Origin of the sequence: Bradyrhizobium sp. CCBAU 53421 (assembly GCF_015291625.1) — a bacterium.
Classification (GTDB): domain Bacteria; phylum Pseudomonadota; class Alphaproteobacteria; order Rhizobiales; family Xanthobacteraceae; genus Bradyrhizobium.
The window spans coordinates 4,669,826-4,682,025 of the sequence record NZ_CP030047.1; the positions used below are offsets into that span (position 1 = coordinate 4,669,826).

The following is a 12,200-nucleotide window of genomic DNA, read 5'->3' on the forward strand; positions in this document are numbered from 1 at the left end:
GTTATGCCCTGTTGGAAGATTGTCGTTGTTCGACGAGGTCGGAAGGAGCGGCGATCGCGATGAAGCCTTTGGCGTCGCGATCGACGAGCAGCACGCTGGCGCCGACCGGCAATGCCTCGGACTCGGCGCTGGCACGCGCCGGCACGGTGTGCCAGTTGCCGAAGACATCCTTGAGACGGACCCTGCCGGGCAGGCCCTGATCGAGCGGGCCGACCGACACCGTTGCGACCTTGCCGACGAAGTCGCTGTCGTTGACCGCATAGCTCTCGTCGCGCGGAATGATGCGGGCGATGCCGCGGCTCGCATTTCTGATCACGGGGATGCTGCCGGCGGCGGCAACCACCGCGGCAAGCGAGACCGGGATGGCGGTGCCTGCGGCATGCGCCAGTCCCTGAAGCAGGAAGCCTCCGATCGAGAATATGCCAAGTATCAGGATGATCAGGATCAGGAGGGGAAGCCGCCCGGCGTTGATCCAGAGAAACAGGCCACTGAGAGCATTGTGGCTCTCGGCCTCGACCGCGAAATCCTTGCCGATGAGTTCGCTGATCGAAAGTCCGATCATGGTGGACAGCAATTCGATCCCGCCAAGTGTCACCATGATCGCAGCCGCGACCGCAAAGGGCCGCACGTCCGGGGCGAGCAGGATGTCGCCAACTGCACTCATTTTTCTGACTTGATCCTTTCAAGCCGCGCCGCGATTTCCTTTTCGCGGTGCAGGCGATCGAGTTCGTCAAGCTCCTTGTCGCCGAGCACGCTTGCAGCGGGAACACCGGTAACCCGGGCGATCGCCGCCATGGCGCGTTCAGCACTCAATGTATTGGTCGTCGATGGGGCCCGGCTGGTTTCGTCGTTGGCCTCGCGGATCAGACTTTGTTCGAGATCGGCTAGCCGCGTCTCCGCCTCGCGGCGCGCGCCGAGCATGGCCTGCAGCGCCTTGGTCTGCTCGTCGATCTCAAGCTCGATGAAATCCATCGCGCGTTCCAGCGCGATCACCTGCGACTCCAGGTCGATTTGCCGTGCGACGCCGGCGCGCGCGAGATCCTCGCGATTTTCCGCAAGTGCGAGACGGATCTTCTCGTTCAGACCAGCCGTCTCGGTATCCAGTTCTTCGCGCCGCCTCTTCAAGCGGAATTCCTCGGCGCGCGACTTGCCGAGCGCATAGCGCGCCTCGTCGGCGCCGGCGTCGATCTCGCGGATCGCCTGTTTGACCAGCGCGACCTTGTTGTTGCTCTCGACGTTGTCGATGGTCTGGCTCGCGATGGCGGCAAGAAGCCGGCCCATGCGCGCAAGGATGCCTTCGTGAAGCATGGTCTTCTCCTCCGGTTGTGCTGATTTCGATTTGACGGCGATGTGGATTTCGTAGCCGCGTCCATCCGAGATCAAATGCGCCGGGAAGGGGCTTTCCCAGCCCGAGACATATCCCGGCACGTCGAACGGCACCAAGACGCGTCCGCTGACAGTGCTAATGGTCAGTGAAGTTGGGCCCTTGATCGCGAACAACTTGTCGTCGAGCGGTATCCGGCGGACGGCGGCGCCGGCGATGTAGTTGGCGCGGTCGCGCAGGCCGAGCGTCACCAGCCGCGCGGGCAGGCCGGTCTCCTTGCGGATCCTCTCATAGGCCTGGGCGTGCAGCGAGACGAGGTTGGCGCCGACGGGAGCGACCTCGGCGAGGATCTCCATCATCCGGACATAGGCCGCAAAGGTCGCCTCGATCGCCGCGATGCCCGATAGGTCGGGGGCGAGGGCGTAGCGCAGCGTTGCGGTTGGCGTCTCGACGGGCAGCTTGATCATGCTTCTAACGTAAAGCACTTCTTCAGTGCTTTACAAGATCGGCGGCTGGTATCATTTTCGTGAGGCCAGATGCAGTTGCAAATGAGTTGCAATAACGAGTCAGATCAGCCATCCTTGAGAGATGGATGCTCGGACCCCTGAAATGTCTCCCGTTTCCGTTGCCGACACCGTGCCGGGAGGCTGGCGCGATGACGCCGGGCATGCGCGCAGCCTTCCCGAGGTCAATGCGACCGTTCGCGTGCCGAGCACGGGCGTCTGGTGGCGGCGGCTGCTGGCCTTCGCCGGGCCCGGCTACCTGGTCTCGGTCGGCTATATGGACCCCGGCAACTGGGCGACCGATCTCGCGGGCGGGTCGAAGTTCGGCTATACGCTGCTGTCCGTCATCCTGCTTTCCAACCTGATGGCGATCCTGCTGCAGGCGCTCGCAGCACGGCTCGGCATCGCGACCGACCGCGACCTGGCGCAGGCTTGCCGCGCGACCTATTCGCGACCGGTCAACTTGCTGCTGTGGCTCGCCTGCGAGGCCGCGATCATCGCCTGCGACCTCGCCGAGGTGATCGGCACCGCGATCGCGCTGAAGCTCTTGTTCGGCATTCCCCTGATCGGCGGCGCGCTGCTCGCGGCGCTCGACGCGTTCCTGCTGCTGCTCCTGATGAACCGCGGCTTCCGCTTCCTCGAAGCCTTCGTGATCGCACTGCTGATCGTCATCGCGGTCTGCTTCGTGGTCCAGATCGCCGCCGCTGCGCCGCCGATTGCCGGCGTGATCGGCGGCTTCATGCCGTCGCGCGAGATCGTCACCAATCCCGAAATGCTCTACATTGCGATCGGCATCATCGGCGCCACCGTGATGCCGCATAATCTCTATCTGCACTCATCGATCGTGCAGACCCGCGCCTATCCGCGCACCGAGGCGGGCCGGCGCGACGCGATCAAATGGGCGACCACCGACTCCACCATCGCGCTGATGCTGGCGCTGTTCGTCAATGCCGCGATCCTGGTGCTGGCGGCCGCGACCTTCCACAAGAGCGGCCATTCCGACGTCGCCGAGATCGATCAGGCCTTCGAACTGCTGTCGCCGCTGCTCGGCCTCGGCATCGCCTCGACGCTGTTTGCCGTGGCGCTGCTGGCGTCTGGCCTCAACTCGACGGTGACGGCGACGCTGGCCGGCCAGATCGTGATGCAGGGCTTTCTCGACCTCAAGCTGCCCGACTGGCTGCAGCGGCTGGTGACCCGCGGCATCGCGATCATCCCCGTCATCGTGGTCGCCGCGCTCTATGGCGAGAGCGGCACCGCGCAGCTCTTGGTGTTCAGCCAGGTCGTGCTGTCGATGCAGCTGCCGTTCGCGGTGATCCCGCTGGTGCGCTTCGTGTCCGACAAGCGCAAGATGGGCGCATTCGCGATCTCGCGTCCGGTTGCGGTGGCGGCGTGGATCGTCGCCGGCCTGATCGTGATCCTGAACGTGAAGCTGCTGATCGATACGCTGTTCGGCAGCTAGAGCGTCCGATTGGAAGCGCGCTAGTCCTGCGGCTCGGCCAATCCCTCGCCCGATGCGTCGACGCGCAGCCAGCCCGACGGCGCGAGCCGCTGCTGCGGCAGGAAGCGGCCCTTGTAGTCCATCTTCTTGGAGCCCTCGATCCAGTAGCCGAGATAGACGTACGGCAGGCCCTGCCGGCGGGCACGGGCGATATGATCGAGGATCATGAAGGTGCCGAGCGAGCGGGCCTCAAGCCCCGGCTCGAAGAAGGAATAGACCATCGATAGCCCGTCGCTGAGCACGTCGGTCAGCGCCACCGCCATCAGCTCGTCGCCGCGGCCGGTGATGGCGCTGTCGGCATTGCGCTTGCGGTACTCGATGATCCGGGTCTCGACATGGCTGTCCTCGACCATCATCGCGTAGTCCAGCACGGTCATGTCGGCCATGCCCCCGTTGCGGTGGCGGCGGTCGAGATAGGCGCGGAAGACCGAATATTGCTCCGAGGTCGGGACCGCCGTGCGCTGCTCGCCGATGATGTCGGCGTTGCGGGCCAGCACCTTGCGGAAGTTGCGGGAGGGGCGGAATTCGTTGGCGATCACCCGGACCGAGACGCAGGCCCGGCACTGGTCGCAGGCCGGGCGGTAGGCGATCGACTGGCTGCGGCGGAAGCCGCCATGGGTCAGCAAGTCGTTGAGATCGCCCGCTTTGTCGCCGACCAGGTGCGTGAAAACCTTGCGCTCATGCCGGCCCGGCAGATAGGGGCAGGGTGAGGGCGCCGTCAGATAGAACTGGGGAGTATCACGCGAGTGCTGGGTCACGTCTGATCGTCGGGCTCCACATACAATACAGGCAGCCGAGTTAGCATCGCCCCCCGGAGGCTAACGGTCAATTGGTTTAGGTGGGCCTAATAAGTGGCCCGCGCGGCTGGGGATACCTGGGTCCGGACCGAACTGTTGATAATGACGGTTCCGAGGATGATGTCGTGCAGCAGCCGGCGGCGGCCGTTGAGGAGCCCGATCACGAGCACCAGCGGCGATACGAACGAGACCGTCACCCAGAACAGCACCGCGTGGGTGGCGCCGAGCACGAAATAGCCGCGGGCACCGTACCAGGTGCGCAGTTCCAGATCCATCATGCGCATGCCGATGGTCGCCGAGTGCTGGCCGCCGATCGAGGCGCCGTAATAGACGATGGCCCAGACGATCGAGGCCGGTGCAAGCAGGGCGAACAGGTGCCAACCCAGGAAGAAGGTGACCAATCCGAACAGGAAGATGAAGATCGCTGCGACGATCACCGGCACCGACAGCACGAAGAGGTCGATAAGGAACGCAAAGACGCGCCGCGTCAGCACGCCGCGGAACAGGTCCGGCTGCATCAACGGATCGAACGCATGCGGGGGAACGCCGCCGTCGTTGCGCCAGGCCTCGTTGCGCCAGGTGCCGCCGTCATTGCCGTAGGACATGACCAACCTCCGATGAAAGTCCCGCGCAGGACATGGGAACAGGAGGTTCGCCTGCCAAGGCCGCGCGAACATTAACTAGCCGAAATATTCCGGCGATTCGGCGGCCATCGGCGGTCGCGGAACGTGTATGTTACGTCCGGCAAAGCCGAGAGGAACCCATGAGCACTCGAATCGGGCTGCGCTGCAGGTGCGGAGAGGTCTTCGGTGTCGTCTCGAACCCGTCACCCAAATCGGCCAATCGTGTGACCTGTTACTGCGATGATTGCCAAGCGTTTCTCCATCAACTCGGCCGCGCCGATCTGCTCGATGCACACGGCGGCACCGATATCGTCCAGATCGCGCCGTCGTCGCTCAGCTTCTTGCAGGGGCAAGACAAGATCGCGGGTGTCCGGCTAACGCCCAAGGGGCTGTTCCGCTGGTACGCGACATGCTGCAACACCCCGGTCGGCAACACGCTGACGCCACAGGTCCCGTTCGTCGGAATTGTCGCGTCGGCGTTCGACGGCGGCGCGGACCGTGCCGATGAAGCATTCGGCAAACCGGTCGGCGCGATCCTCGGGAAATATGCGGTTGGCGAGGCGCCGAAGGGCTCGACCGGATTGCACCTGTCGCTGATCGCGCGCGCCATCGGCAAGGTGCTGGGCTGGCGCCTGCGCGGAAAGGCGTGGCCGCATCCGTTCTTCAGGCGCGAGACCGGCGAGCCGATCTATCCGCTGACCGTGCTGACGCAACAGCAACGCGACGCACTGCGTCCGCTGTGTGGCCCGCATCCGACGGCGCCGACCGCGGGCCAGACGGAGCTCAGCTCTCCGCCTTGATTTTCTCGGCGGCCTTCGGCGCGAAATAGGTCAGGATGCCGTCGGCGCCGGCGCGCTTGAAGCCGACCAGGCTCTCCATCATCGCCCGTTCGCCGTCGATCCAGCCATTGGCGGCGGCACCCGCGATCATCGCGTACTCGCCGGACACCTGATAGACGAAGGTCGGCATCGCGAAATGGTCCTTCACGCGGCGGACGATGTCGAGATACGGCATGCCCGGCTTCACCATCACCATGTCGGCGCCTTCGGCGATATCGAGCTCGACCTCGCGCAGCGCCTCGTCGGAATTGGCGCTGTCCATCTGATAGGTGCGCTTGTCGCCGGTCAGCGTCTTGGCCGAGCCGATCGCGTCGCGGAACGGGCCGTAGAACGCGGAGGCGTATTTCGCCGCGTAGGACATGATCTGCACGTCGCCGAAGCCGTTGTCGTCGAGCGCCTCTCGGATCGCGCCGATGCGGCCGTCCATCATGTCCGACGGCGCGATCACGTCGCAGCCGGCCTCGGCCTGGGTCAGCGCCTGCTTGACCAGCACCGCGACGGTCTCGTCGTTGAGGATCTTGCCACCCTCGATCAGCCCGTCGTGGCCGTGGCTGGTGAAGGGATCGAGCGCGACGTCGCAGAGCACGCCGATGTCGGGAAACTCCTTCTTGATCGCGCGCACCGCCTGGCAGACCAGATTGTCGGGATTGAGCGCCTCCGAGCCTTGCTCGTCGCGCAGCGCCGGCTCGGTGAAGGGAAACAGCGCGATGCAGGGGATGTTCAGTTTTGCGGCACGCTCGGCGTCGCGGACGATCTGGTCGACGGTGAGCCGGTCCACGCCAGGCATCGAGGCCACCGGCGTGCGGGTGTTGTGGCCATCGACCACGAACATCGGCCAGATCAGGTCGTCTGATGTCAGCACGTTCTCCCGCACCAGGCGGCGGGCCCATTCCGACTTGCGGTTGCGGCGCATCCGGATCGCAAGGTCGAGCGAGGGGGAGGCGAGGGCATCCGTCTGGCGCCGCGGCGTATCGCGCAGTTCGATCGGGCGCCCGAATTTGATCGCCATGTTGTCTTCTCCTCGAGGGACGGCAGTTCTGGACCTGATAAAGTCTGGACCTGATATAAGACCGGTTCTAGCACCTGTCAGGGGCGCCGTCATTGCGCCAACCGTTGCGCCTTGGGCGCCCTTGATTTGCCGCAACGGCAATTGATTTTGGGCCCCCGGCGGGCCAAGACTGCGCCATGAACCCCATTTTGCAGCCGCCATGCGGCGATTCGGATGTCTGACACCTCTGCACGCGATCAGGCGCGGGACAACGCCATCTCGGTGAGCGCGATCTCGTCCGACCGGATCGAGCCGGACGACAATGCGTGGACGCGGCGCCTCGTCATCTTCCTGCGCATCATGGCCGTCGTCTCGGTCGCCAAGGGCCTTTATCACTGGGCTCAGGTGACGGGCTTTGTCGGCGGCGAGGAGGAGGCCTTCGAGAACCAGTCGATGGCCTGGCAGACCGCGACGATCTATTTCGCCGTCATCGAGCTCGTCGCGGCCGTCGGGCTCTGGCTCGCGACGCCGTGGGGCGCCGTGGTCTGGCTGACCACCGTGGTGTCGATGGCCGTCATCGAGCTGATGTTTCCGGGCATCTATGGCGGCAGCCTCACCGTGGTCGCGCTCGAGGCCGTGATGCTCGCGGCCTATCTCGCGCTGGCCTGGATGTCGGCGCGCGAACGCCCGCCATAGGCCCGCTTGCCCGTTATGGCTCGAGCACTGTTGCCTGGCCGCGACAGCGCGGCGAAGAGCTGGCGGTGACGGCCAATATTTGGCGGTCGTGCGCTCAACGAGAAGACAGCATCGCTGGTTCTGCTAGGTGGATGCCACAGATCGCATCCCCTCTTAAGGCGTTCCCATCGCGGCCGCGCCTTTGCGGGACCTGCCGTCGGGACCCATTTCACCGGATCTCGGCGCGTGTGCCGGCCGGCTTTGCGCGGGCCGACGGCGGAACCGATCTGGCCGCGGCGACGAATGAGGGCTGCCTGCGCGCAACGCGCGCATCCCGCCGCGATGCACTCCAATAAAATTTTCGAAGAATTTTCCGGTAACCGATCGGTCACCGTAAAGGGTTCCCTCATACCCGTTACGTCACCGTTTCGAATTCAGACGATGCTGTTTCCGAATGTGACAGGGGAGGCAGACGAAGCGTGAACAAGGCTCTGCCACCGTCAATGAAAAGTTGCGAAAAGCCCTTGATCCATGGGCTTAATCCACGATTCACTGTCTTAAATTCATGATCTCTTTATTCTCTTATTTAAGCGGATATTCAAACGGCCCCCTTACGTTGGACCTATCAGGCGGGACACAAGTTTCGTCGAATAAAGTCGATAAAAACGACAAACAGGGGAAGTGTCATGATGAAAGCCGTTGCGACAACGGCGGCGGACGCCGCCGATCGCGCTACCGGTCAAGCTCCGGTGCAGCCGCTCTATCTCGAAGCCCTGACTTTGGTGGAGCGGCTGCATCGCCGGCTCCTCGATGTCATCAAGGACGAATTCGATCGTCGTGGCCGCGCCGACATCAACTCGGTGCAGGCGCTGCTCCTGTACAATATCGGTGACAAAGAGCTGACCGCCGGCGAGCTGCGCACCCGCGGCTACTATCTCGGCTCCAACGTCTCCTACAATCTGAAGAAGCTCGTCGAGCTCGGCTTCCTCGATCATCAGCGCTCGCGCGTCGACCGCCGCTCGGTCCGCATCCGCCTGACCCCGCAGGGCCAGGAAGTCCGCAAGATCGTCGACGCGCTCTATCAGAAGCACGTCAAGACGGTCGAGCAGGTCGGCGGCATCTCGAACGAGGAGTTCGCGAGCCTCAACAAGTCGCTGCACCGCCTCGAGCGGTTCTGGACCGACCAGATCCTGTATCGCCTTTGAGCCTTCCCGCTTTCGCCTGATGGCCAAGCCGGCCGAGCAAAAGACCGGCAGCCTTCCTCCAGTCCAGCCTTGCAGTCAACGCATCGGTCATGCCCGGCCGATGCGTTTTTCATGCTGCACCTGCGAAAATAAATGGGTCCCGGCCAGGAACCATGGCGTTCCCGGCGCTTTATCCCGTCTCCCAACGGAGACAGGACATGCTGGTGGAACGCGGGATTGAGGTGCTGAATGTCGAGGTCGTCGGTGACGCCTACGCGATCGCCTCGAATTACCTGCGTAAATCCGGCGCCATTCCCGACACTTTCGCCACCAATGAACGGCTGCTCGGCATCATCGTGAAGCTGTTCCAGCGCGGTGAGATGAATCGGCTCCGCCTCGCCAACAAGGCGATCGCGCAATTCGAGGCCGAGACGCTGGTGGTCGCCTGAGCGTCAACCCGGAGACATCAATGGAAGCCGCGATCGATCGGATCATGCAGACGTATGATCTGCTGCTCAACCGCACGTCCGCAGCAAGCGACGAAGCGCGGGCGAAGGTGACAGAGTATGTGCAGACGCTGTTCGACGCGGGCGAGCGTGATACGCATCGGTTGACCGTGTGCGGGCTGACCTATCTGCGCCAGCTCGATGGCAGCACCGACCATGTGAAAGCCGGGTACACCGGGCTGTAGCGGGCGGCCTGGATTCGCAGTCTGATTCAACTGTCAAACAGCTTGTTCAGTGTCATCACCCCGCGCATGCGGCGGCGCGCATGACATCGCGGCGCAAGCGTCGGCCGCGTGGGAGGCCGCCGTCTGCCGGGACGACGACTGATCAGTCAAGCGAAGTGCCGAAGTTCGAGCGGTATGAACGCCGCCAACTCGGTTCCGACGCCGGAACACCGTACTGATCCGGATTTCACAGCAAGCCAGGACGTTCATAATACAAATCGTACCGGCACTACCTTTATTTGCAGAGCATTTTAAAACGTCTGAGTTTTTACAGGTCTATTCCAACCGGCAGAAAAGGGCCGCCCACGGGACGGTCCTTTTCGATTCGATTGCTCACCGCAGCAGAAGCCACGCCACGCTGGCGATCAGGGCCACAAGCGACACCGCCGCAGCACAGACAAAGGCAACCTCCACGCCGTCGATATGGTGGTGGTTCGCCTGCATCGTCACTCCCCTCGATGGGCCGCTATCGACGCGCAGCTGCGACGAGTGCCAGCCCGGCAATCCGGTTCACCTGCTTCCCGTTCGGGACCCGACGCTTGTCCTCACGCCATAAGGGCTCCTGCGCATGTCGGAGGAGATGCGCGCCGGCGCCGTCGTGGTGAATTCCTGTCTCGGCACGTCGCAGGCGGGAAAGGTGCTCCGCAGCCATGTCAGTGCACGCGCCATCGAGGCTGTGTGCCTTCTGATGTTTGATTCCCTTGATCTCGAAACGCTCATGCTGGTTATCCCATGATGCCGCCTGGTCGGCATGCACTGCCGTCCCTTCGCGATGCGAGCGCGAATGAATGAAGCGGCCTAGCTTTCCGAACTGAAAATTGCCGGAACGGAATTCTCTCCGCGCTCCCGGACTGTGACGATAACTCTGTGCTTGTCGTTCTGGTTCCTGGCCGGGCGACGAGGTCAGAACTGAAATGGCGCAACCGACACGGTCAACTTTCCGTCAGCGGCTTTTTGCACGGTGAATTCCACCTCTTTCGAAGCCTTGACGTCGCCGACGGCAACCGAAATTCCGCCGCTGCATTGCAGCGTCCGCTTGTCCTTGCTCGTCGACGTCGTGACGATCTTCTCACCGAGAAGGTACTGTGGCTTCGAGTTTTCCGGATCGGGCTTCGCCGTCGACTCCTTGGCGGCGTAGTTGACCAGCGGATTGCGGTGGTCATCGGCGATGGTCTGGAGCACGGCCTTTCGGGTCTCGATTGAATCGCACTCGAGCTGATTGCCGCAACCGCTCAGCGCGACCAGAACCGGAAAACTCAGAACCGACAACAATCGTGATGGTATGCGAACATCTGACATCGGGAAGCCGGGCGCCTCATTGTTTGGGTCCATGGAGGATGAAGGCGGCATGAAATTGCAGTCCGTCGTCGGTGCGGACTTCAATCGCAACGTCATGGTTGCCGCCGGAATGGCCGGCGTCTCTGGCGATGCCGGCCAGCGTGTTCGCGGCTTCGATCTTGGCGGCTCTCAGATCAGTGAGATCCAGTCCCTCTTCATCGGGGTAGAGATCGCCGTCGTTCCTGATGTCAAAGAAATAGCGGGGCATTGCCATTGCTCCTCGAGCAACGGTGAAGGAAACGGCCGTCCGATGGATTTCGTTCCTATTCGGGTGGCATCAGCCCCGGCGACGACAGCCACCCGTCCATGTGAGCGGCCGTGTCGGCCTGCCGGGCTTTCTGCAAGAGCCGTTCTTTCTCGATTCCGATCGGAAGAGCCCTTGCATTCTCGCGTAGGCTTTTGGCCTCTGCCAAAAGGCGTTCGACGAGCGAGCGCTTTTGCCTGAAACGACGACGCTCGAACATGCGCTGTCCTTTCCTGCTGGAGAAGGCGGGAGCGCAGTTGGCGTTCTCATCACCGATAGATACCGAGGGCCGCGCGGTGATGCCGGGTTAACTTTTGAACGAGGGCAGGCGTTCCGTTGGAACGAACTGGAACCGCAGGAGTCGACTTTCAGCTCCCGGCCTTAGCCCCCAAGCCCTCCGGGAGTAGCGACCCCCGGTGCCGTGAAACCTCCGGTGCCGGGGGTCGTTGGTTGGCGGATGCCTGAGAGCTGTGCGCGCCGTGCTGGCCCGGTACATGGGAAATGAAGATGGCGCGAGATCGCGGGGCGCTCCCGCGCGGCCCAATGATCCGTGACTGAATGGTCCGTCACTGGGTCCCGTCTCCTCGTCCGCGAGCAAACGGGACCGTCAGCGCTACTTGTTCTCCGGTTTCCAGGTGGTGCTGGCTCGATCGTACTTGAAGCCTGGCGCAGCCTTCAGGCTGTCCTTGGTCTCATCGAGTGTGAGCCACCACTTGTCGTCCTTCTTTTGCGATTTAACGGCCGTGTACGGCACGATCACGTTCTTCTCGCCGGCGCCGAGAAAGCCGCCGACGCCGACGACGAGGCCGGTCACCTTGCCCGCCTTGTCGACGAGCACATCGTCGATCGTCCCGATCTTGGATTCCTTCGGATCATAGACATTCTGCTTGTAGTAGTTGGTGATGGTCCAGCTGTCCGTTGGGGCAGCCGGCATGGTGGTGGTCGCCGCGTGCGCGGCAGTCGCCAACGCCGCGGCCGTGATGCAGCCGATAGCAAAACTCTTCATATGAAAACTCCTTGTCGGTGAAGATGACCGATCGCATGGAGGTCATCGCCACCGATGACGATCGCCCGCTCGGTCCATGGAAACATGATTGGCTCGTTGAGCGCGGCTTACTCGGAGCTGCAGACCTTGACACTCTTCATGCCGGTCTCGGCTTCGGAGCGTGTCGTGTAGACGGTGCCTGACGGACTGACGACGGTGGTCGTCGTGTCGACCGGCTTCTTGTCGACGATCGTGCATTTCTTCGTCTTCACATCTTGCACGACGTAGAATTCGTCCGCTGCAAAGGCGGGCGTAACAAAGGCGGCAAGCAATGCTGCCGCGACAATCGCTCTCACGTTCATGGTTGTCTCCTCCAGTTGCCGTGTGACACGGCGGAGGTGAAACGGAAAAAAATCGTGAAGGTTCCTAGAGCTGAACCGGCCGCTAATGCTCGGCGTCGTCTGACGATCGT

General features: G+C 62.9%; 17 protein-coding genes. 6 read left to right on the plus strand and 11 right to left on the minus strand.

Going from position 1 to position 12,200, the window contains the following annotated elements; genetic code table 11:
• Position 1: 1 nt before the first annotated feature.
• Positions 2-664: an OB-fold-containig protein gene (locus tag XH92_RS22270; protein ID WP_194454028.1), complete on the minus strand. Its 663-nt coding sequence runs from the start codon at positions 662-664 to the stop codon at positions 2-4.
• A complete protein-coding gene (locus XH92_RS22275; RefSeq protein WP_194454029.1) occupies positions 661-1,791 on the minus strand; it encodes a PspA/IM30 family protein in 1,131 nt (376 codons plus the stop codon). Before XH92_RS22275 ends, XH92_RS22270 begins: the two co-directional genes overlap by 4 nt.
• Before the next feature lie 121 nt (positions 1,792-1,912).
• Here XH92_RS22275 and XH92_RS22280 point away from each other — a divergent pair, with 121 nt between their 5' ends.
• A complete protein-coding gene (locus XH92_RS22280) occupies positions 1,913-3,286 on the plus strand; it encodes an Nramp family divalent metal transporter (RefSeq protein ID WP_194454030.1) in 1,374 nt (457 codons plus the stop codon).
• Between the two features lie 20 nt (positions 3,287-3,306).
• On the opposite strand, the gene XH92_RS22285 is transcribed toward XH92_RS22280, so the two are convergent.
• Positions 3,307-4,083: an arginyltransferase gene (locus XH92_RS22285; protein WP_050422600.1), complete on the minus strand. Its 777-nt coding sequence runs from the start codon at positions 4,081-4,083 to the stop codon at positions 3,307-3,309.
• Positions 4,084-4,169: 86 nt separating this feature from the next.
• Positions 4,170-4,727, minus strand: a complete 558-nt coding sequence (locus XH92_RS22290; protein WP_194454031.1) for an RDD family protein — start codon at positions 4,725-4,727, stop codon at positions 4,170-4,172.
• Positions 4,728-4,885: 158 nt separating this feature from the next.
• Here XH92_RS22290 and XH92_RS22295 point away from each other — a divergent pair, with 158 nt between their 5' ends.
• On the plus strand, positions 4,886-5,545 hold the full coding sequence (locus tag XH92_RS22295; protein WP_194454032.1) for a DUF6151 family protein: 660 nt from the start codon (positions 4,886-4,888) through the stop codon (positions 5,543-5,545).
• On the opposite strand, the gene hemB is transcribed toward XH92_RS22295, so the two are convergent.
• Positions 5,529-6,593: a porphobilinogen synthase gene (gene hemB / locus XH92_RS22300; RefSeq protein WP_194454033.1), complete on the minus strand. Its 1,065-nt coding sequence runs from the start codon at positions 6,591-6,593 to the stop codon at positions 5,529-5,531. The two genes, XH92_RS22295 and hemB, sit on opposite strands and share 17 nt — an antisense overlap.
• Positions 6,594-6,806: 213 nt before the next feature.
• On the opposite strand from hemB, the gene XH92_RS22305 reads away from it, so the two are divergent.
• From XH92_RS22305 to XH92_RS22320, 4 genes are all read left to right on the plus strand, one after another.
• Positions 6,807-7,268 (plus strand): DUF6163 family protein, encoded by a 462-nt coding sequence (locus tag XH92_RS22305; protein ID WP_194454034.1) that lies wholly within the window; start codon positions 6,807-6,809, stop codon positions 7,266-7,268.
• A gap of 665 nt (positions 7,269-7,933) precedes the next feature.
• Positions 7,934-8,452 carry a transcriptional regulator LdtR gene (ldtR, locus tag XH92_RS22310; protein WP_018271925.1) on the plus strand — a complete coding sequence of 173 codons (519 nt, stop codon included), beginning with the start codon at positions 7,934-7,936 and terminating at the stop codon, positions 8,450-8,452.
• Positions 8,453-8,649: 197 nt separating this feature from the next.
• The gene (locus XH92_RS22315) at positions 8,650-8,880 is read left to right on the plus strand and encodes a hypothetical protein (protein WP_194454035.1); all 231 of its coding nucleotides are present in this window, start codon (positions 8,650-8,652) and stop codon (positions 8,878-8,880) included.
• A 20-nt stretch (positions 8,881-8,900) separates the two neighbouring features.
• Positions 8,901-9,122, plus strand: a complete 222-nt coding sequence (locus XH92_RS22320; RefSeq protein ID WP_050422593.1) for a hypothetical protein — start codon at positions 8,901-8,903, stop codon at positions 9,120-9,122.
• Positions 9,123-9,627: 505 nt separating this feature from the next.
• Here the strand turns inward: XH92_RS22320 and XH92_RS43940 are convergent.
• From XH92_RS43940 to XH92_RS22350, 6 genes are all read right to left on the minus strand, one after another.
• Positions 9,628-9,918, minus strand: coding sequence for a transposase (locus XH92_RS43940; RefSeq protein ID WP_194454036.1), 291 nt, complete (start codon positions 9,916-9,918; stop codon positions 9,628-9,630).
• 146 nt (positions 9,919-10,064) lie between these two features.
• A complete protein-coding gene (locus XH92_RS22330) occupies positions 10,065-10,511 on the minus strand; it encodes a hypothetical protein (RefSeq protein ID WP_194454037.1) in 447 nt (148 codons plus the stop codon).
• On the minus strand, positions 10,477-10,707 hold the full coding sequence (locus XH92_RS22335) for a hypothetical protein (protein ID WP_194454038.1): 231 nt from the start codon (positions 10,705-10,707) through the stop codon (positions 10,477-10,479). The genes XH92_RS22330 and XH92_RS22335 overlap by 35 nt, the downstream gene beginning before the upstream one ends.
• Before the next feature lie 55 nt (positions 10,708-10,762).
• Complete coding sequence (locus tag XH92_RS22340; RefSeq protein ID WP_194454039.1) at positions 10,763-10,963, minus strand: hypothetical protein; 201 nt, start codon at positions 10,961-10,963, stop codon at positions 10,763-10,765.
• A gap of 393 nt (positions 10,964-11,356) precedes the next feature.
• Positions 11,357-11,749 carry a PRC-barrel domain-containing protein gene (locus tag XH92_RS22345; protein ID WP_194454040.1) on the minus strand — a complete coding sequence of 131 codons (393 nt, stop codon included), beginning with the start codon at positions 11,747-11,749 and terminating at the stop codon, positions 11,357-11,359.
• A 107-nt stretch (positions 11,750-11,856) separates the two neighbouring features.
• Positions 11,857-12,090: a hypothetical protein gene (locus XH92_RS22350; RefSeq protein WP_194454041.1), complete on the minus strand. Its 234-nt coding sequence runs from the start codon at positions 12,088-12,090 to the stop codon at positions 11,857-11,859.
• Between the last annotated feature and the right edge of the window lie 110 nt (positions 12,091-12,200).